This is a genomic window from Pseudoduganella sp. HUAS MS19 (genome assembly GCF_053615455.1).
The window spans coordinates 3,861,522-3,880,883 of sequence record NZ_CM132133.1; the positions used below are offsets into that span (position 1 = coordinate 3,861,522).

18 protein-coding genes and 1 pseudogene are annotated in these 19,362 nt (G+C 58.2%); 5 read left to right on the forward strand and 14 right to left on the reverse strand.

Annotated elements, in window-relative coordinates:
• The first annotated feature begins 120 nt into the window (after nt 1–120).
• Nucleotides 121–2,352, forward strand: a complete 2,232-nt coding sequence (locus ACWBU6_RS17405) for a family 1 glycosylhydrolase (protein WP_452644676.1) — start codon at nt 121–123, stop codon at nt 2,350–2,352.
• A gap of 523 nt (nt 2,353–2,875) precedes the next feature.
• Here ACWBU6_RS17405 and ACWBU6_RS17410 read toward each other — a convergent pair.
• From ACWBU6_RS17410 to ACWBU6_RS17425, 4 genes and pseudogenes are all read right to left on the reverse strand, one after another.
• A complete protein-coding gene (locus ACWBU6_RS17410; protein ID WP_452644677.1) occupies nt 2,876–3,253 on the reverse strand; it encodes a hypothetical protein in 378 nt (125 codons plus the stop codon).
• Nucleotides 3,254–3,464: 211 nt separating this feature from the next.
• Nucleotides 3,465–3,596: a hypothetical protein gene (locus ACWBU6_RS17415; protein ID WP_452644678.1), complete on the reverse strand. Its 132-nt coding sequence runs from the start codon at nt 3,594–3,596 to the stop codon at nt 3,465–3,467.
• Nucleotides 3,597–3,702: 106 nt separating this feature from the next.
• Complete coding sequence (locus ACWBU6_RS17420) at nt 3,703–4,503, reverse strand: hypothetical protein (RefSeq protein WP_452644679.1); 801 nt, start codon at nt 4,501–4,503, stop codon at nt 3,703–3,705.
• 78 nt (nt 4,504–4,581) lie between these two features.
• A pseudogene (locus ACWBU6_RS17425) lies at nt 4,582–4,890 on the reverse strand (immunity protein Imm33 domain-containing protein); the annotation flags it as partial.
• A gap of 106 nt (nt 4,891–4,996) precedes the next feature.
• Here ACWBU6_RS17425 and ACWBU6_RS17430 point away from each other — a divergent pair.
• The 3 genes from ACWBU6_RS17430 (at nt 4,997) to ACWBU6_RS17440 (ending at nt 7,959) form a co-directional block, all read left to right on the forward strand.
• Nucleotides 4,997–5,254 carry a hypothetical protein gene (locus ACWBU6_RS17430; protein ID WP_452644680.1) on the forward strand — a complete coding sequence of 86 codons (258 nt, stop codon included), beginning with the start codon at nt 4,997–4,999 and terminating at the stop codon, nt 5,252–5,254.
• Between the two features lie 255 nt (nt 5,255–5,509).
• On the forward strand, nt 5,510–5,800 hold the full coding sequence (locus tag ACWBU6_RS17435) for an HU family DNA-binding protein (RefSeq protein ID WP_452644681.1): 291 nt from the start codon (nt 5,510–5,512) through the stop codon (nt 5,798–5,800).
• Between the two features lie 128 nt (nt 5,801–5,928).
• A complete protein-coding gene (locus tag ACWBU6_RS17440) occupies nt 5,929–7,959 on the forward strand; it encodes a TonB-dependent receptor plug domain-containing protein (protein WP_452644682.1) in 2,031 nt (676 codons plus the stop codon).
• A 223-nt stretch (nt 7,960–8,182) separates the two neighbouring features.
• Here ACWBU6_RS17440 and ACWBU6_RS17445 read toward each other — a convergent pair whose 3' ends face one another.
• Entirely contained in the window at nt 8,183–8,671 is a 489-nt protein-coding gene (locus ACWBU6_RS17445; protein WP_090437939.1) for a pyridoxamine 5'-phosphate oxidase family protein, read from the reverse strand.
• A gap of 339 nt (nt 8,672–9,010) precedes the next feature.
• On the opposite strand from ACWBU6_RS17445, the gene ACWBU6_RS17450 reads away from it, so the two are divergent.
• Nucleotides 9,011–10,150, forward strand: coding sequence for a serine hydrolase domain-containing protein (locus ACWBU6_RS17450; protein ID WP_452644683.1), 1,140 nt, complete (start codon nt 9,011–9,013; stop codon nt 10,148–10,150).
• 926 nt (nt 10,151–11,076) lie between these two features.
• On the opposite strand, the gene ACWBU6_RS17455 is transcribed toward ACWBU6_RS17450, so the two are convergent.
• The 9 genes from ACWBU6_RS17455 to ACWBU6_RS17495 form a co-directional block, all read right to left on the reverse strand.
• Nucleotides 11,077–11,283, reverse strand: coding sequence for a hypothetical protein (locus ACWBU6_RS17455; protein ID WP_452644684.1), 207 nt, complete (start codon nt 11,281–11,283; stop codon nt 11,077–11,079).
• Between the two features lie 282 nt (nt 11,284–11,565).
• Nucleotides 11,566–12,408, reverse strand: coding sequence for a sensor histidine kinase (locus ACWBU6_RS17460; protein ID WP_452644685.1), 843 nt, complete (start codon nt 12,406–12,408; stop codon nt 11,566–11,568).
• Nucleotides 12,409–12,486: 78 nt separating this feature from the next.
• The gene (locus ACWBU6_RS17465) at nt 12,487–14,055 is read right to left on the reverse strand and encodes a putative bifunctional diguanylate cyclase/phosphodiesterase (protein ID WP_452644686.1); all 1,569 of its coding nucleotides are present in this window, start codon (nt 14,053–14,055) and stop codon (nt 12,487–12,489) included.
• 8 nt (nt 14,056–14,063) lie between these two features.
• The gene (locus tag ACWBU6_RS17470; protein WP_057262650.1) at nt 14,064–15,545 is read right to left on the reverse strand and encodes an ATPase domain-containing protein; all 1,482 of its coding nucleotides are present in this window, start codon (nt 15,543–15,545) and stop codon (nt 14,064–14,066) included.
• Nucleotides 15,542–16,003, reverse strand: a complete 462-nt coding sequence (locus ACWBU6_RS17475) for a hypothetical protein (RefSeq protein WP_452644687.1) — start codon at nt 16,001–16,003, stop codon at nt 15,542–15,544. Before ACWBU6_RS17475 ends, ACWBU6_RS17470 begins: the two co-directional genes overlap by 4 nt.
• Before the next feature lie 556 nt (nt 16,004–16,559).
• The gene (locus tag ACWBU6_RS17480; RefSeq protein WP_452644688.1) at nt 16,560–17,363 is read right to left on the reverse strand and encodes a beta/gamma crystallin-related protein; all 804 of its coding nucleotides are present in this window, start codon (nt 17,361–17,363) and stop codon (nt 16,560–16,562) included.
• 225 nt (nt 17,364–17,588) lie between these two features.
• Nucleotides 17,589–17,810 (reverse strand): hypothetical protein, encoded by a 222-nt coding sequence (locus ACWBU6_RS17485; protein ID WP_452644689.1) that lies wholly within the window; start codon nt 17,808–17,810, stop codon nt 17,589–17,591.
• 156 nt (nt 17,811–17,966) lie between these two features.
• Nucleotides 17,967–18,146 (reverse strand): hypothetical protein, encoded by a 180-nt coding sequence (locus ACWBU6_RS17490; RefSeq protein ID WP_452644690.1) that lies wholly within the window; start codon nt 18,144–18,146, stop codon nt 17,967–17,969.
• Between the two features lie 13 nt (nt 18,147–18,159).
• On the reverse strand, nt 18,160–19,359 hold the full coding sequence (locus ACWBU6_RS17495; protein ID WP_452644691.1) for a phospholipase D-like domain-containing protein: 1,200 nt from the start codon (nt 19,357–19,359) through the stop codon (nt 18,160–18,162).
• Between the last annotated feature and the right edge of the window lie 3 nt (nt 19,360–19,362).

Here is a 19,362-nt window from a genome sequence, read left to right on the forward strand (position 1 = left end):
ATCCGCGCAGTGTAGCGAAGGGGGAATGGCGGGTGCGCACGTATGCTTACAGGCAAAGTTGCGCCACCTGCGCGAAAACTTCGGGATACTTTTGCCACCTCGACTCGCAAGCCCAGAACAATGTCAACAAACACGCCAGGCACCTTGGAACTGTGGGGCGGGCTGGAAGGCACCGTCAACCGTGTATCCGATCAATACTTCAGCCAAATAGAACAGAATGGGCATGACAGACGGGAAGATGACCTGGACCGCTTTGCAGCGCTGGGCATCCGCTCCCTGCGCTATCCCGTACTTTGGGAACGGGTGGCACCGAATGGATTGGCCAATGCCGACTGGACCCAGCCGGACAAGCGCCTGCCGGCCTTGCAGGCGCTGGGTGTCACGCCCATCGTGGGCTTGGTACACCATGGCAGCGGCCCTTTGCATACCAGTCTGGTCGACCCGGCCTTCCCTGAGCAACTGGCGGGATACGCGGGCGCGGTGGCGCAGCGCTATCCCTGGGTGGAGTACTACACGCCAGTCAACGAACCATTAACGACGGCACGCTTCTGCGGCCTGTATGGCCTGTGGTACCCGCACGGCCGCGACGATCAGACATTCTTGCGCGCCCTGCTCCATCAATGCAAGGGCAGCGTGCTGGCCATGCGCGCCATCCGCGCTGTCAATCCGCATGCGAAACTGGTGCAGACGGATGACCTGGGCAAGACCTACAGCACGCCCGAGCTATCCGACTGGGCGGACTTCTACAATGACCGCCGCTGGCTGGCATGGGACCTGCTCTGCGGGCGAGTGAACCGCGAACATGCACTATGGTCCTACCTCACGGAACGCGGCGGGCTAACGCCGGAAGAGCTGCTGTGGTTCAGCGATAATCCCTGCCCGCCAGACATCATCGGCTTGAACTACTACATCACCAGCGAGCGCTGGCTCGATCACCGCGCCGAACGCTATCCGCAGCGTTATGTGGGCGTGGACGGCTTCGCCGACATTGAAACGGCGCGCGCACTGGCCGTTCCCACGCCCGGCATCGGCCCACTGCTCGAAGAAGTCTGGGAACGCTACAACCTGCCCATGGCGGTCACCGAGGCCCATATCGACGCCAACCGCGAAGACCAATTGCGCTGGTTGCTGGAAGTGTGGAACGCCGCGCAGGAGGTACGGCGGCGCGGCGCAGATGTGCGGGCGGTAACCGTATGGTCACTGCTCGGCTCCTTCGACTGGAACTGCCTGGTTACCGAGTGCAAGGGTTATTATGAGACAGGCGCCTTTGACTTGCGTTCACCTGTGCCACGCCCGACCGCCCTTGCGACGATGATGCGCGAACTGGCCACGGGGCGACCGCTATCGAGCCCCGTGCTGCAGGGCGCCGGCTGGTGGCGCCGTCCCGGGCGTTTCCTGTGTCCCCCTGCGGCCAGCAGCACCAGCCTGGCGGCGCTGCCGCCAGAGCGCCAGCTCCCGCCCCGCCGCGTGCAACCGATCCTGATTAGCGGGGCTACCGGCACCCTGGGCTCTGCCTTCGCGCGGATTTGCAAAGAGCGCAACCTGGCCCACCACGTACTGACGCGGCAGGAAATGGACATTGCCGATCCGGCTTCCGTCGTCGCGGCCATCCAGCGCTACCAGCCGTGGGCCATCATCAATGCCAGCGGGTATGTGCGGGTGCATCAGGCAGAGCAAGACGAGGCTTGCTGCCTGCGCGAGAACACGCATGGCCCGGCTGTGCTGGCCATCGCCTGCGCCCGTTACGCGCTGCGCCTGCTCAGCTTCTCGAGCGACCTGGTGTTCGATGGCAGCAAGGGTGCGCCATATCTAGAGAGCGACCGCACGGCTCCCCTTAACGTCTACGGCCGCAGCAAGGCGCAGGCCGAGCAGCGCATGCTGGCCGTCCACCCGGAAACCCTGCTAGTACGCACCAGTGCCTTCTTCGGCCCTTGGGACAGCCACAATTTCCTAACAATCGCGTTGCAGGCGCTAGCCGCCGGCGAGCGCTTCGCCGCTGCCGACGACCTGGTCGTCTCGCCAACCTATGTGCCGGACCTTGTGCAGACTTGCCTCGATCTCCTGATCGACCGGGAAAGCGGCATCTGGCACTTGTCGAACGGAGAAGCGCTCAGCTGGCACCAGTTGGCCCAACGCGCCTGCCTCCTGGCAGGCATCGACGCGCAAGGACTCGAAGCATGCCTGGCCACCGCCTATGACGGCCACGCAGCGCAGCCGCGCTTCTCGGCTCTCGGCAGCGAACGCGGCATTCTGATGCCGACGCTGGACGACGCCCTCTCCCGTTACCTCCAGCTGTTCAACGGATTGGACTCGTCGGGTGCCGCGCAACAGAAGCACTACGGCGGCAACTAGCCCGCCATCCGCTCGCTTGTACTTGCCAATTGTTGCCAGATTTAGCCGCCAGAAAAAGAAGAAGCCCCTGAAAATCAGAGGCTTAATCTTCGTTTAATGCCGAGTGCTGCGCGCTGCAGCGAGACGGGAAATTATTCCCACTCTATTATTTACGGCAGACCGAAGTCCTTGATTTGGCACTGCTTTTCGGATTCTTTCACAATCGATACCACCAGAAGTACCATCACCTATTGTTCGTTTAGAGCGCCCACTTGATCACAATTCACCGCAATTATATTGGACCTGCAAGATAATGTGATCCATGTCGCCAAGCGGAGCCAGAGTCGAGGCATCCATTATGCTATACCGGCATCGTCGCATACGCACGAACCGCGGCGCGGTACAGCAAGCAGCGTCAACACCGAATCTTCAAGCTACGTCGTCAAACTGATCTGTGCCCGCTCCTCGCAATGACACCTAGCCCGACACGCTCGGTGGCCGTCGGCTTCCGCCCCATTGCGGACGGTGGATCTTGCTGCGTGAATTAATCGCTGCCTAGCCCGGTATCCCATTCTGTCTTGCAATGAGCGCATATTGCGCTTTGATTGCCGGTGGATAGAAAAGACGATTTACATTTGCGTTTGCAATTAGGGCAGAGAATGTTTGTTGCGCACACATAAGTGGCAATCATAGCGGCTGGGACTGCGACAAACATTGCTAAGACTGCCAAAGAAAAAGCCTTTGGGTAGTCTGAACGATCAATAAGCAAGCAAGCGCCAACGGCTATTGCGCTGATGACGAACAACGGCGAAGCTGGCTTGAAAATTTCGAACAACGGCCGTGGATATTGTTTGATCTCATACCTATTAGCAGTGTCGACACCTTCCTGAGATTCCGGAACACTCACGTCCTTCTTTTCCATTTTTCAAGCTATTCCAAAATGCGCCGATCAAGGTGGCCGCACTTGGCCGCCCCCTGCACCACCAAGCGGGCCATCATTTAGCCCATGCTGTCACAAGACGAGCCGCCTCATTGACATGCAGAATGCTATCGATCGCGGACACTTTTCGAAGCGCAACACGAATGTCAAAGCTGCTGCCTTCCGTAACGGGCAACGCTTCATTATGCAATGCCTATGCGAGATGGGCGGCCATACGAACCTCCATAGGAGCATCGACTTCACTGCCTAGATAAGGGGTCAACAGCTGGCGTATCTCATAAAGCGCATTGGCAAGGAGTTTAGCTTGAGCGCTATCGATATTCATTCTTTTCTTTCTATCCGGTGACAGCTTTTGGCCGGTTAGAGCCGGAGTCATGACTACCGATTCCGCACTCAAAGGCGGACCGTCGATCCTGCCATGACGAATGGTGTTAGTGAGTTGGGCTCTCAACAAACTCAATGCGATATTGAACGTTAAGGACCGATGCTAATTGGCGAAGCTCGCTGGATAGATCGGCATCTTTACCTACAACAAATTCATACTTAGTATCGCTTTCGCGCATCAAACGTCTTGCCGCAGCCTTAAATGCAATACTTCTTTGATTGTGGGTCAGAGCGCGAAAATCAACTGATAACAGATTATATGGCCTCTTCTCTTTAATCCGCTGCACTCCCGCCGCTGCGACCTTAGTCTGAAAAACTTCATCATCAACCAACACGAACCAACGGTCCTCGATTCGTTTCAATCTCACGACGCTGCTCGTTTGATACTCTTCGCCCCGAATCCGAGCGCGTTCCCGAACGACAACGTTGGCAAGATCGGGGGCTTCCATGAAGGAATTGAGGATTTCGAAGCCAAGAAACTCAGTTAGGCCTGCGCGCCCCGATCTAGTTAGGTGCAGCACCGCCAAATAATCACCGATCAATTCACTTTTTGAAATTGAAAGTAATGTATCCGTAGTCACATCAGGGCCCACAAAATACTTTCGAAAGATATTCTTATTTGGCCCCTCGTCTTTGAACATAGTCACCACGTACGGATACAGCTTCGAGATGTGATCCGGGTATATGCTTCTAGCTGCCGCCTTCCAGTCTTCACTTTGCCGAGCTTGTAAATAAGTCGCTACAACCTCGCTTGGTCGTTGGGCCTCTTCGATGGGTTGCGCACTGACCTGACAAGCAGACTGCGCGGATACGATGAGCAAAAAGCAGATTGTTTTCTTGTAGATCATGGCGAAATATACTTGTGCAGGGTGACATTTTTGCAGTTTAAAGCACTGCTGAACCGATCGAGCGGCAGCTCCTGGCCGTTACGACCCGTCCGCTTCACTTTTCAGCAATTCGCCATCGAACCAAACATCTTCATAGTCTGGGGCAAGCAATATGCGCCAGCCTGGCGGCAATGCCAAATAGGGTACGATCTCCGGGCAAAGTTCAGGTAAGTGGTCAACGTGAAGTGCCTGGTAAAAATCAGTATCCGTTGAATGCTCGCCGCCGTAAATATACCAGCCGCACGTACGGCCTTTCGGGTGAAGCCGCACCGCGTGAAGCGGTATATTTCCAAGCGATCCTAGTGCAATCCCTACCTTCAGACCAGCATCGGGAGGCATGTATGTCGTGCCGAATCGACGTCAAATTTCGCTTGGATAGCCGCGCCATCATCGCGCCAATTCATGCGAGTACGGTGGTCCGGACATGACTCCCCGCGCACTGTTTCAGGCCCCCATGACAAAGACCGCACCGACAACCAAACCAACGCGGCATCACCAGACGAAGCGCGCTTCATTTCTGACGCCGTCGAACAGCCCTGATTCGTCGGTGAGTATCGGCTGCGGACAGCGGTCGCCGACAAGCAGCACGATTTCGCTGGGCAGCAACCTCGCCTGCGTTGGCAATCATCGCGGCGCGATGGCGGGTCCGTTCGGCATGGCCGCCGGAGCGGAGCCTAGCGTACGAGCCATTCTGCTGCAACACATGGGGTGAAGCGTGCACGATTGCAATTAGGGCGCAAAGCGATTTCCTCCATGACCGAACGGCGTGGCACGTCTTCCCCCTTGCGTGCCTTGGCGGCCCCTGGGATTCAGTTCCCTGTTGCGTTTCGAGCAGCTACGGCGCATAGTCCTCAGCGACAAACTTGTATTTCGCACTGCAGTTGCACTCGCAGTCGCCTAGTTGAAATGGCACCAGCACATCCTACGATCTAAGTCTCTCCGTAACGCGAACTCATTTGGGGGCGGCATGCATACGCTTACACGTGCCGAACTGTCTGCGTGTGTGCAGTCCACACCTGGCTTCGCGATCGCCAACGATGCACACGAATTTCTCGCGTGCTTCTTCGATGAGATTGCGTTCGCCCTTGAGCGGGGCGAAGAGGTCTCACTCCCAGGATTTGGCAAGTTCAAGGTCCTCGCCAAACATGCGCGGCCGGCCAGAAACCCGCGAACGATGGAGCCCTGCACCATATGTGCCAGGTGGGTGGTGACGTTTCATCCAGATCCCAGATTGATCAAGCAGTGCCAACCTGCTTAGTCAGGGTAACTCGCCATAGGGGAATAGACGCTTCTAACCGGACCTGGCCAGTGATAATTGGATAGAATTCCCATTACCAAATTGAGATAACGTAGTCGAAGCCCATCCTGTCACGCCTATCAGCCACCATGGCGATAACTCGCGCGTTGCCGATTGCTATCGCTGTTCTCGCTGCCTACACCGCTTGCGGACCGGCTTTGGCTGGCACATTGCCGGGAAATTTGCTGTCGATGTCGCTCGAGGACCTGGGCAACATCGACGTCAGCGCCAGTTCGTTGCTCCCTTCGACCTTGTTGTCCACGGCCTCGTCAATCCGCACAGTTTCCCGGGGCGAATGGGAGCGCAACGGCGCCAGGCGCCCTTTGGAAGCATTTGATGGCACGCCTGGCGTCTTCGTCATGCCGCATTCTAATGGCAATCAAGTGCTGGCCATTCGCGGCTATGCGCGCCTGACCTCCTTTACCGGGGTCGCAGTCACCCTCGATGGGGTGCCGCTCACAGACCTGTATCGATCATCCCCTCAGTACAATTTCCCGGGCATCAATCTTGGCGTCATGTCGCAGATGCAGTTGATTCAGGGGCCAGGATCCGCGCTCTACGGCAGTGATGCCTTCCATGGCGTATTGGCACTTCGTACTGCCGAGAGCGACGAGCCAGGTCAGCAGGTAGCAGCGACGGCGGGAAGCAAAGGATATGTCGAGGCGGCCGCACGCCACGCACAAGCGTTCGGCGAAGACAGCCACTGGAGCCTGGCATTCTCGGCGAATGGCCAGGGCGACCAGGCACGTACCGCAAGCCGTCCTGGCCCGACAGCTAGCACACCGATCTCGGTGACGCGCGAGAACCGCTTCCTGGCCCAGACTGCGGTACTCAAGGTATCAAGCGGCGCCGGGGCGGGATGGAAATTCAGTGGCGGACTCTACCTACATCGCTACGGTGCGGACAATTTCCAGGGCCTGGGTTCGCGCCTGGCCGGCGCGCAAGACCTGGGAGGCCTCGACACCCGCTTTGCCATGTTGCAGGCTGGCATCAAGAAGCAATACAGCGACCAGGGTTCACTCGAACTGAAGGCCTATGGCTGGTGGGTCGACAATGACCTCGCCGGCCGACTGCAACTGCCAACCGGCCCCGTGCAACGCGACCAGTATAGCCGGCAGGACCGCCTTGGCCTGCAGGCCATCTATCGCGATGCCGCCCCGGGATGGCGCACCGAATGGGCCTTGGCCTTAGCAACGGAACAGTTGAACGTGCGCGATGTCCATGTCGTGATGCATACGTTGACGGGGGCTTTGTTGAGTGACAAGCCCAATGCCGCGTCGGATGCGCGCCGCGACATCCACAGTGCGACCCTGGAATTGAACTCGCGCCTCGGACAGCATTGGAGCGCAGTGTACGGCGGACGGGTCGACCAATATTCTGATTTCGGTCGTCATGCATCACCTCGGCTTGGGCTTATCTACCGCCCCAATGATGACGCGGCACTGAAGCTGTTATATGGCCAGGCGTTCCGCGCGCCATCGGCGGCGGAGCGCAATGGCACGGCCAACACGGTGCTCGGCAATCCTGACCTGAAGCCTGAAGTGATCGACAGCGTGGAGTTGGTGGCAATCCAACAGCTATCCACGCTGCATTGGCAGGCCAGTCTTTTCAAGACCGCCTGGCGTGATGGTATTGCGATCGTTTTCCGACCGGAGATGCGCATCAATCAATTCCAGAACGTCGAGCGCAATCGTGCTCACGGTGCGACGGCCAGCGTCACATGGCATCACAACGACTGGCAGGTCGAAGCCGGCGGCGCATGGGTGGCAAGCCGAAACGCCAGCACCGGTGCACCGTATAGTATTTATCCTCAACGCTCCGTGAACCTTTCCGTCGCGAGAAGTCTGTTTGACGGCACAGCCCGCATCAGCCTGGCACAGAGATGGATGAACGGATTCAACGATATTCCCGCTGGTGACGTCTTTGCGCCAGAGCGCCTCCCGACATACGGGCGCATGGATCTGTCATACCGTCACGCTGTCTCGAGGTCACTGACGCTTACGGCGGTGGTGCGAAACCTGCTGGACCGCGATAGTCGCGTCCCATCGCCCCTCGGTTCAGTCGGCGGCATTCCAGATGACCGCATCAACGCCACTGTGCGTGCGGCCTGGAGTTTTTGACCTCTGGCCTTATCGGCTTTCGACCATCTCCTGCCCGCAGGGTTCAGAACGCCCAGCGGGGCTTGTTCACGCGCACGGAGACAGGGCACTGGTACGCTACGATGGTCACTTTTGTTGTGCAGTCACCAGGTCCGACAAGCGCTGCCCACTGCCAGACCAGCCTCCTTGCGGCACGACGGCGCGTTACCGAACAAGCATCCTGGTCGCGCGAGCTCATTTCGCGTCAATGCGATGCCGCGAATGGCCCTATTCCAAAGAGTTCGGTATGACCAAAGCAGGCCCTGTAGTCGATCAATGAAATGACGGAGGGATCGACGCGCAGAAACAGTACGCCTTGCCAGGGAGTCCGCCCCGTGCCCGTGAAAAACTCCTCCACTTCAGGAAACCGGTGCAGCAAGAGTTGGGCGACATGATCGATCTGCTCAATCCCCTGCACGAAAGTCGCCGTGCCGGCAAGCGATAGGCCCTGGATGTCTTTCCAGTCCGCATACGGTAAATTGATGGTGGCAGACACTTTGTCATTGTGTTGAATATTGTCTGCCTTCTGACTTCCCAGGCCGACCACTGCGTAGATCTTCAGCCCGTCATGCACATAGTTGACAGTAGTCGCTTGCGGATATCCGTCCGGGCGGATCGTCGCCAGTGTCATATCGCGGCCCTGCCGTAGGATGTCGAGCACGCGTTCGCGCGCTTCTGAAGTAAGTTGCTCCATATTGCCCTCCCGATGGTGTCTTGCCTGAAACACGAGGCACATGCATACCATGACGTTCTCTCCTCGCGTCTTTCATGCTACGCCTAATGCCACAAGGGCGTGGTAATCCCTGGCAACAAGGCGGGCGAAGCGAGATGTGCGTCGCCCGACAAGCCCGCCCACAGGAAGTCGGAAAGCGATCGTGCTTGCGCACCAGGTCTTGCCAAAGCACGCCCCGGGGCACCGGATTCTCAACGACGAGAATCATGAAGGCAGCCCTCATTGCAACAGACGTGTCTCTTCTTCGCCCCGGGGATTCGCGTGCGACAATAGCATTCGTACAAACCAAAGACACTGCTGATGATCAAACTTTTTGTCGCAATGACTGGAATCGGGCTCCTGCTGGCTGCCTGCAAACCTGCAGCCTCCACATCAGCACGCGATGTTCCCGCGGCGATCGAGCAAACTGCAACGACCTTGCTCCAATCAACATTGCTGCACGCCACCTCGATCGCAGTCGTCTATCGCGGCAAAGAATTCATCCTGCACGCTGGCGAACTGGAAACCGGCAAAGGGAACCGGCCCAATGACTCGACACTGTATGAGATCGGCTCGGTCAGTAAGACCTTCGCCGGGTTGATGCTGGCCAATGCAGTTACCGAGGGTAAGGTGACCATCGACGATCCACTCCAACGGTACCTGCCGTCCGACTATTCAAATTTACAGTACCGCGGCGAACCGATCCGCATACGCCACCTGATCACGCACACCAGTGGCCTGCCGGGAATGTTGCCGCTGCATGTGAATACGATATTGAGGGATTTCACGGAGCATTCGGCACCCGGGAAGCTCAATCTTGCTTACGCAAACTACGGGAAGCCGCAATTCTGGAACGACCTGCACGAGGTTCATGTCGAGGGCCCGCTCGGCAAGAACTATGCATATTCGAGTGCAGCGACTGAATTGATTGCACACACGCTTGAACGAATCTACGGCGAACCGTACGAATTACTGCTCGCGAAATTCCTGGCACGCGAAGCCAACATGCACGAAGTCTGGCTGCGCTTACCTGCTGATGCTGACCGTCGGCTGGCGCCTGGCTACCACAGCGACAACCCTGTCGCGACGACGCCGATGCCCCAACTTCCCTGGGGCGCGGCCGGTAACCTCAAGGCAACGATCCCGGACATGCTGAAATACCTGCGCCTGCAGTTGAGTTCACAACCAGCGGTTATCGAGTCGCACAAACCGCTCGTGCACTTCAAAGATGATTTCAGCATCGGCTACTTCTGGAACATCGGCCAGAATCGCCAACTGGGCACCCATTACGTCCACCACGGCGGCGTGCCGCGCGCCCAATGCTACATTTACCTCGTGCCCAAGTACGATCTGGGCGTCTTCATCATCACCAACCAAAGCGGCGACGCTACCGCGGATGCCATGGAAGGCGCGCTTGCCTACATCTTCGATACGGTGGAGTCATTAGAACGCAGCAAATAGTCGGCATTCAACCCGATCCTGCCCACAGTTTCACGACTTTTCGCGCTTCGCTGGACTCGTCCAGGCGCCTTCGCAGGTTGAGAATGCTCGTCGTTGTCCCCCGATAGAACTGGGGTATCTCCCTCAATCCGCTGGTGCAAGTTCGGTCGTCTGAACCAGGCCATCGTCAGCAACTGAAATGTCCAGCACGCGCGACCTGGCGTTTGCCCGTTGAACCATCTCGACCAGGACCACCTTGTTCGGGCCGCCCTCCACCAACCGGCGGATCGCACGTTGCGTCTCGACGTACTGACCACAGCTACCAGATCGACAGGTTACCCTCTGCCTGTTTCCATCGTCCGCGGTCGCGCCCTGCGCGCCCGGCGTCTCGCACAAATAACAATTCACTCTAGCCATTCCTTTACTGAAAACTTCTTCTGCATGCGGGTTCTCTTGCTCGCAACAACACGGCGTGACGGCGCAAAAGCGAGCTCAACCTTACAGCATCAGGCGCTAGGATACCTGACAAACCAAAACTTAAGGGAGCCGCTGCTGATGACGCTAACGCGACCGGTTCCCCGCATCAAAGCGGCATAATCGAAGGCATCCTTCTTCTGAATCACATTGAACCGGCTGCCAAACGCCGCGTCGGTCGTTACCTACGATCGACGCTGCCCTTTTACGGGATTCGTCGCATGATTGGCGAACTAGCAATATGGCGCCAATCCGAATGCGCAGCGCATTAAGCCGCGCTTAGCAAAAGCTGATGGACGCGCTCGATCAACCGAAGCTCACTGCACACGGCATCGCAGGACCCAGCCCCCCAGGCCAATGAACTCCCAGCAGGCAGACCGAATAGCTTCCTTGCCACGTCCACCAGCAAATAGCCGGCGCTTATGCAGCCGCTCCGAAACAGTCAAGGCTGAACACTGCAACCCGAAAGGAAGTTATTGCCTGAAGCACTCGATAGTCGCGTAGGCTGCTAGCATCTTCTCGTGCGCGATTTTCACGCGATCAAAAAGGTCACTGGCCACCAGGTTGTATACGTCGATCTTGGCACATTGAGCCAGTTCATGGACCACCTGGTGCTCCTCGGCAAGCGCTGCTTCGAATTCGGCATACGCGCGCAATCCTTCAGCGCGATAGATTGGCATATCACCTCCGTAGTAAACACCTGACTTCTGACACTCAACCAGCTTCGCTATTGCTCCCGATCCGACGTTCGACGCGGTCCGTAGTTAATCACGCGTACGACCACCTTCGGGGGAACACGATACGTCCGTAAGAACTCTCCACTGATCCGAAAGCCTCGGCTGAAGTTCAGCTCAAAGCCCTTTCTCACGACCTCGGCAAGCGGGAGGTCAATCCGGCGCTCAATGTCCATCTCGGATACACTTCGACGGGTGTTTGGTCATCGCTGCGGTTATTTTCATTATTTACGTGCCGCCTGATCGAGAGGATATGAGCGGCAGCAGGACGGTGGCAGTACAGCCTGCGCCGGGTGTTGGGCTGTCAATTCTCACTGTGCCGCCATGCATTTCCACCAGAGAACGGACCAGTGAAAGACCAATACCCGAACCCGCCCGCGAATGATTCTGCGGTGCGCCACTCTGCGCAAACATATCGAACATGAAGGGAAGAAACGCGGATGCGATGCCAGGGCCGTTATCCTGGATCGCAATACTGGCGCAATCGCCACTACGCTTGACGAGCACCGAAATCAGTCCCTGCGAGGGCGTGAATTTGACGGCGTTCGATAAGAGATTAAAGAACACCTGAACCAGTCGTTCATGGTCGCCGCATACCAGCAGTGGATCCTGCGGCACTTGGGCAGTCAGTTGTTGCTGCCGGGCTTCGGTCAACGGTCGCACCATTTCCAGTGCTGTCACCAGCGCGTCGGACACCCTAACATCATGCAGGTCGAGCGCCAGTTTCCCATTCCTGATGCGCGTGACATCATCCAGTCCGTTGACCATGTGTACCAGGTAGTCAAGCTGCCGGGTCAGTGTCCGGCGCAGCCGCGGTAAGCTATCGTCGCTTGCCGCCAGCGCACCTAGAGCCGTGGCGACCAGCTTGATCGGGGCCAACGGGGCACGCAGTTCATGGGCCAGCACGGCAAAAAAGTGGTCCTGATTCGTCAGGGCAACTTCCGCCTCGGCCTGCAAATCACGTGCGCTCAACGCGGCACACAGGAGATGCAGGTTTGCCTCGCGCAGACTCGCGATCAGTGCGCTGTCGCTGGGTAGTCCAGTACCAGGCTCACCATCACGCGGTTCCATCCGAGTCCCCGATTGGCGCTAGCGAACTAGCATCCTGCCACGATATTCCTCCCACAGTGGAAGTCAAGCGCTATTCCCTTACCTGTTGCCAGCCAGCGCCTGCGCGAACTCCGCTGCTGGCAACGGGGGCGACAGGTGAAATCCCTGACCGGTGTCACAAGCGTGCTCCCTCAGGAAGTCCAGTTGCTCCACCGTTTCAATGCCCTCGGCAACGACATGATGGCGCAACCGGTTGCCAATACTGATCACCGTATCGACCAGCACATCGTCGGAACCGGGATGGATGTCCGCGACGAACGTCTGGTCGATCTTGAGGGTGTCGATCGGAAAGCGCCGCAAGTAACCCAAACTGGAATAGCCGGTGCCGAAATCGTCGATGGCAATGCGGATCCCGGCCGCACGCAAGGTCTCGAGTTTCTGGATCGTCGCAGCACTATCGCGCATCAAGGTGCCTTCCGTGAGTTCCAGTTCGAGCGATTGAGGAGGTAACCCGCTCTGGTTCAAGGTCGAAAAGACCGTCTGCAGAAAGTCGGCGGATTCGAATTCCTGCCCCGAGATATTGACACTGATGGTCTCCAGCGCATAGCCGGCGTCCTGCCACGACTTGGCTTGCAGGCAGGCTTCACGCAGCGCCCAGCGATCGATCTGCTTGATGATGCCGCACTCCTCGGCAATACCGATGAATGCCTTGGGCAGCAGCAGCCCCTTGGTTGGATGGTGCCAGCGAATCAAGGCTTCTGCGCCGGCCGTACGGCTGCTGGCCAGATTGACCTGTGCCTGGTAATACAACACGAATTCGTGTCGCTCCAGGGCATTGCGCAGGCTGACCTCCATGTGATGCCGCGCCATGGCACGCACATCCATGGGGGGCTCGAAGAACGCAAAACTGTTGCGGCCATGTTCCTTGACGCTATACATCGCAATGTCGGCACTGCGCATCAGCGCCTCAAGATCCGCGACGTCGTCCGGATAGATGCTGATGCCAATGCTGGCGCCAATGTATAGCACGTGCTGCGCAATGGTGTACGGTGCAGTCAACAGGTGATGGATATGGGCGACGCGGGCCGAAACATCCTCCGCGTGCGCCACATCGGCCAACATGGCGACAAACTCGTCACCGCCTTCGCGGCATACGGCGTCCGTGCCGCGCACGCTGGCAGCCAGGCGCTGTGCAACGGCTTGCAGCAACAGGTCACCCACGCCATGGCCGAGGGAATCGTTGACCACCTTGAACCGGTCAAGGTCAATAAAGAGCAAGGCCAGCTTACAGCCATGCGCCCCAGCATGTGCAATGCGATCGGCAAGCTGCTTCTTGAACTGTCGGCGATTGGGCAGGGTGGTGAGGTGATCGTGATGCGCGAGATGCACCATCTCGGCCTGGGCGGCGTGCAATTGCTCCGCCAACTCTCGCGCATTGACACTCGAGATGACCAACTGTCGATTGGCTTCCTGCAGTCGGCCAATATGGTCGCGCAATTCATCTTGCAGGCGCGCGTTCTCGATCGCGATCAGGTCAGGCTTGGGAGATGCCTTGGATCGCCGTTGACGGCGTCCGGCCTGGGGTGGTGCTTGCGCGGCGACAACTGGCTCGCCGGTGTCTAAGCGCCGGTCTCGCCTGGTCTTCCGCCGTTCCTCCCAGTAGTCCATACCTCCTCCTATGGTTCGGAGGTATCAGTCCGCTGCGCCTTGATCGGGCAACCCGACAAGATGCCCTCGTATTCACTGAGCCCCGGACCGATCACAATCTTGTCGTCCGCAATATCAAACAGGCGTATGGCCTTGCTATGACCGCTTCCGCGCACCTTCACGACCGAGATCACGCGCCTGAATTCGCCCGCCATTTCAATATAGCGCTGCATGATGATCGCGTCCGCCAGGAACGCGTTGCCGTAGGGGCTGAAGCGCAGGTCCGTATAGCGGTCCTCCAATTCCGTGGTCATCAATACCGTCACGCCCATGCTGGTCAAGACAGCCACCAGGCGGTACAGCGATTCGCGGAAATCATCCTGGAATGCCGGCGCCAACGCGAGTTCGAACCCCGACAGCGAATCGATTACCACGCGCTTGGCGTCGAGCGCGCGGATCATGGTCACCATCTCGTACAATGTTTCATCGATCGAGAGGTCGAGCGAATGCGTATCGATGACGCCGATTCTACCTGCCTGGACCAGATCATCGAGTTTCTGGCTCAGCAACTGGCTGGGGCTTTTCTCGAAGGCAGCAATGACGCCGGTCTCGCCGTTGCGCACGCCCTCCGCCAGGAACTCGGTCGCCAGCACGGTCTTGCCAGAGCCCGACGGGCCCACCAGCAACGCCGAATAGCCGACCGGAATGCCACCGCCCAGCATCTGGTCCAAGTCGGCGACACCGGTCGACAGGCGCCGCTGTGCAGCAGGCGCATGGCGATCGCTTCTTGGCGCCAAGCTGCGCGAGACCACGGCGCGCGGGAAGATGTGCAGGCCGTCCTTACTGATTCGGAACGTGTGCGAACCTGGACTATTGGCCTGGCCCCGCATCTTGACGATCTGTATCTTGCGCACGACCGAGTTGCGCTGTGCACTTTGCGACAGCCAGAATATGCCGTCAGCAATGGTGTATACCGGGCCAGTCTGTGACTCGTTTTCGACGTACTCGCCAATCAGGAAGGTCGTCGCATGCCAACTGGTCATCTGCATCGACAGGCGCTGGACAAAATGCTGCAAATCGGCCGGCCCTTTGTCGTTGTAATCACTGGCCTGGACGATGGAGCGGAAGGAGTCCACGAAGATCAGGCTGGGCATAAAGGCCTTGGTTTCCTCCGCAATACGCGCCAGCACCAGGTCATAGTCGCCAGTCAGGATTTCATCTGCGAGGTTCACAAACTTGACGGCTTGCCCGGCCTTCTTCAGGTCAAAGAAGGAAAATTGCTGCTGGTAACGCAGCATCTTCATCGTAGGTTCCCCCAACACGGTGAAGAATATGGCGCGGCAATCCGGTCCCGCCAAGGAAAACATGAGTTGGTGCGCCAGCGTCGTTTTCCCGCATCCAGGTGCGCCTGCGATGAGGTTGAACGAGAATTCCGGGATACCACCTCCGAGCAATTCGTCCAGGCCGGGGATACCCGTTGCCAGGCGTTTGATGATTACCTTATTGCTCATGTTTGCTTATCCTCGCCCAAGGTGCCTAGGGCATCGCCCCCCCACGCCGCACGCAAAATGCCATCGGTCAGGGAGTCGCCAATTAAAGAAGCCACGAGGTCAACAAAACTCGACAGCAGGAACGTGCTCGCCGCCAGTGCGTCCTCGTGGGTACGGGTTGCCAGCTTCGCCCGTAAGGTGTCCAGTTCTCTCTCCGCGCTGGCGGCAGGTTCCGCGTTGATCCATTGAAATGATTGGCCAGTCAGGAAGACGGTTCGCTCAAAGAGGAAATTGAAGCCATCTTCGCTAACCAGCGACGCGACCTGTAGGCGCAGGGGGCGCAACAATGTGACAAGCGCACTGCCCGGCTCGCCCGCCGGCAGTGAAGAAAGTAAATCCTTGATCTGTTGGCGCCGAGCCCCAGGGTTTTCCATATCAATCTGAATACACAGCGAATTTGATCCAATCGGACATTGCATGCATTCAGGCAGGACAGCGCCAAATCAGTCCTGTGCAATTGGCTGGAAGTCATTCGAGAACGGTTGCAATGTTCAATCATATACCAATACCCACTGGACGCGATAGAGCAGGCTTGCGCGACGCCAGTTTGTGGTGGTGGCGAAGGTGCTGACCTACTTAACGATGGCACGGCCAATTTGCTTTCCTGTCGGTAAAATCCCCTCCGGTTAAGTACCGCATGGATAGTGCAATTTCCTCCGGGCACACTGACATCGGCGTGAATGTCGTCAAGCAGTGCCAAGCGCACCCCTGCTGCGCTGCCTGGACTCGCGCGGCATTCGCCGTACCACCAAGGCCCGCGCCACCGTGCCGCCCATGGAATCGCGGTCTTTGCGAGACCAACACGGCAGTATGCATCCTGGGCGACTAGAGCACCGCCAGCGATTGACCAACCAACAGACTGGTCGCCTGGCCCAGTTCATAGGATTCTGCCAGCACAGCGGCCAGGGCCGATGGTCGTGCCTGACGAATCATCCGCGGCTGCCATCTCATACCACTAGCCCCATCGTCCCGTCGCTACATGCGCGGCAGGCCGTCCTCGTTGACCTGAATGAACTCGCCCGGTTCCGTCGCCAACTGCACGCGATGATTGATGCCGCGATGCTGGTACGTGACATCCCAATATGCCGGCGTCGTGCTGGCGACTTCTTCGCAACGGCGCACATCTTGGCCATAGTTACCGCGGCCATCGCCTCCCATGTTCGATCCGATCGCTGCGCCGGCCAATGCACCGCCGACCGTCGCGATGTCGCGGCCCGTTCCTCCGCCAACCTGATGCCCCAAGACGCCACCAAGCAAGGCTCCCACGATGGCACCGCCGGCATTATTCATATCGTTTGACCTTGCAACCTGGCGCCGCTCTATCCAGCAACGTTGCTCAGGTGGCCCTACCACCGCACGTACTGAGGTGACTCGGGCGTCATACCTCCGCTCGTGCGGGCGCTGGCGGTACGCATAGTAAGGCTGCTGCAATGGTGTGGGCGCCATGCGGTCATCATGCGCGTAGCCCCGCACCGGCCGAACTGAAGAAATACGATCATTCAATCCCATGCCAGCAAGTGAATCATAGCTCCCTTGCTGCAAAACTCTACATAGCCCATGGAAGTCGGCATCTTCACAGACTTCCCAACGCCCGCGCTCAATCACGGCGGATGAAGCGCGATCATTGAAACCGACGCGACGCAAGTCGTCGGCAATGTTGGAAATGGAGACGGCGCGACCACGCCAGCCTTCGCCTTGATATAGCGTGATTTGCGCCACTGCTTGCGCGCAGATCATCAACCCGCAAGTTGCGAGTACGGTGTTAAGTAGGATGTTCATTGTCCTCTCCGGTTCAACGAAGCGAACGCCTTCGCTGTGGTCCATTTTGCCCAGCCAAGCAAGTCGACTGACCAAGCCAGATCGCGGCCCGCCTGCCTGCATGCAGTCAGCACCACGGAGCCGGTTGGCAAAGGCCAGCATGCATGTGCCTGGTAGCCCAAACCCTTGCAGTGATGGGTGACCGGGCCTGGCGCCCCATCGGCGGACCGCCCATACCGACGAAGATCATCCGATGCCAAATGCAGCGTCAATATGCTCACGCGCATACAGCAATCCAAGCATGCGTGCCGAGTCAATTGTCCACGTCGTCACCGTGACCTCATAGTGCTTGACCCGCTCTTCATCGACACGCCTGATGCTCAAATAGCACCGCCACCTTGCAGTGGGCTTTCCCAATGAAGATCGCTTGGCGGCACAGTTGATTTCATGGCTGCGATAGAGTTCCATGGCTGGCTCCCTTGTGGCGCTGCATTGCATTGCTTCTGGTATCTTTATGATAGTGGCGCGCCGATCGATCGTTGTAGGCGCACATGCCCTGCGCGTGTCAGCGAAGCAGCCCACGGTGCACGAGCTGGACGAAGCGCGGCTTGCCCCACGGGTCACCTAGAGCCAATACTTCAGCAGCTCTGCCAACCACTCCTGCGCCCGCTCCACAAGGGGACGCTGCTGCCATTGGCTAAGCGTCACTTCCTTGGAATTGCGCAGGTCTTCCTGGAAGGCGCTGGCCATCTCAGCACCAAGGGTATCGCCGATCACGATCACGTTCAATTCGTAGTTGTGCACGAAACTACGCTGGTCAGTATTGGTCGACCCCACCGTTGACCAGACGCCATCCACCCACTGCAGTCTTCGCATGCAGCACCGAGCGTTTCAGCTCGTGGATTCGCACCCCTGCTTCCAAGAGTTGTGTGTAGCTGGACCTGCCGGCGTGGCGCACGAGGCCGGCGTCTGAAATGCTGGGAAGCACGAGTTGCACATCCACACCCCGCCGTGCTGCGTTCGTCAATGCCGACAGCGTCTGCTTATCCGGCACAAAATAGGCGCTCGTGATGTGGATTGACTGCTTCGCCTCCTGCAACGCGAGCAGTAGCGCTTTGTAGATCTCAAAATGTCCATGCGGCGCGCTGGCGAGCACCCTGACGACCTTATCCCCCATCACGACCTGCTTCGGGAAATAATCCGCCCCCCTCAGCTCGTCAGCATCCTGTTCCAACCATGCTTGAACAAATGCCCACTGCAAGGCAGGTACGGCGGGTCCCTCGATCTTTAAATGGGTATCGCGCCAGCCTGAATCGTCCCTGTCGTTGGCACGCTGATCGAAGCGCGCACGAAATGGCGAGCTGTTGGCATAGGTGTCACTGATGTTGACCCCGCCGGTAAAAGCCACCTTGCCATCGATGATCAATAGCTTGCGATGACCGCGGTTATTCAGCTTCCAGCCACTGCCGCGCAGCTTCGCGGGATTGACGGGATTGAAGGCCAGTAAATGAATGCCGGAAGAGCGCATGCGCTCAAAGAACGCCTGCGGCACATTGATCGTTCCCACGCTGTCGTAGATCACGTTGACGACGACTCCTTCGCGCTGCTTCAGTATCAACAGATCGGCAAATCGTTCACCTTGCTCATCCTGATCAAAGACATAGGTTTCGAAATTGATGCTGTTCCTGGCAACCGCAATGGACTTTGCCATTTCGGCCATGGTCAGTGGCCCATCGAACAGAAGCTCAACTTTATTGCCAGCGATCAAAGGAACACCTGTGGCCGCCTCTTCCAGGATGGCCAGTGCCTTGCTGTCCAGTGTTGAAGACCAGCGCTTTTTCAGCAACCGCTCCGTGCCAGGACCGGGCAATCTGCCATGTGCGTCCCTGACCAGAGCCGCCTGGGCCGCCACCGCCTTGGCGTCGTCTAGTGAGACCGTGGGGAGTCCGGCACAAGCGGCCAGAGTCGCGCCCGCCAGCAGGGCCGGCAGGGCAATCCTTAGCGCATCGTTTTTCACATC

Bases quoted from the DNA above. Each gene is read 5' to 3' on its own strand.
- ACWBU6_RS17405 (WP_452644676.1), top strand. From the start codon at position 121: ATGTCAACAAACACGCCAGGCACCTTGGAACTGTGGGGCGGGCTGGAA.
- ACWBU6_RS17410 (WP_452644677.1), bottom strand. From the start codon at position 3,253: ATGGAAAAGAAGGACGTGAGTGTTCCGGAATCTCAGGAAGGTGTCGAC.
- ACWBU6_RS17415 (WP_452644678.1), bottom strand. From the start codon at position 3,596: ATGAATATCGATAGCGCTCAAGCTAAACTCCTTGCCAATGCGCTTTAT.
- ACWBU6_RS17420 (WP_452644679.1), bottom strand. From the start codon at position 4,503: ATGATCTACAAGAAAACAATCTGCTTTTTGCTCATCGTATCCGCGCAG.
- ACWBU6_RS17430 (WP_452644680.1), top strand. From the start codon at position 4,997: ATGACAAAGACCGCACCGACAACCAAACCAACGCGGCATCACCAGACG.
- ACWBU6_RS17435 (WP_452644681.1), top strand. From the start codon at position 5,510: ATGCATACGCTTACACGTGCCGAACTGTCTGCGTGTGTGCAGTCCACA.
- ACWBU6_RS17440 (WP_452644682.1), top strand. From the start codon at position 5,929: ATGGCGATAACTCGCGCGTTGCCGATTGCTATCGCTGTTCTCGCTGCC.
- ACWBU6_RS17445 (WP_090437939.1), bottom strand. From the start codon at position 8,671: ATGGAGCAACTTACTTCAGAAGCGCGCGAACGCGTGCTCGACATCCTA.
- ACWBU6_RS17450 (WP_452644683.1), top strand. From the start codon at position 9,011: ATGATCAAACTTTTTGTCGCAATGACTGGAATCGGGCTCCTGCTGGCT.
- ACWBU6_RS17455 (WP_452644684.1), bottom strand. From the start codon at position 11,283: ATGCCAATCTATCGCGCTGAAGGATTGCGCGCGTATGCCGAATTCGAA.
- ACWBU6_RS17460 (WP_452644685.1), bottom strand. From the start codon at position 12,408: ATGGAACCGCGTGATGGTGAGCCTGGTACTGGACTACCCAGCGACAGC.
- ACWBU6_RS17465 (WP_452644686.1), bottom strand. From the start codon at position 14,055: ATGGACTACTGGGAGGAACGGCGGAAGACCAGGCGAGACCGGCGCTTA.
- ACWBU6_RS17470 (WP_057262650.1), bottom strand. From the start codon at position 15,545: ATGAGCAATAAGGTAATCATCAAACGCCTGGCAACGGGTATCCCCGGC.
- ACWBU6_RS17475 (WP_452644687.1), bottom strand. From the start codon at position 16,003: ATGCAATGTCCGATTGGATCAAATTCGCTGTGTATTCAGATTGATATG.
- ACWBU6_RS17480 (WP_452644688.1), bottom strand. From the start codon at position 17,363: ATGAACATCCTACTTAACACCGTACTCGCAACTTGCGGGTTGATGATC.
- ACWBU6_RS17485 (WP_452644689.1), bottom strand. From the start codon at position 17,810: ATGGAACTCTATCGCAGCCATGAAATCAACTGTGCCGCCAAGCGATCT.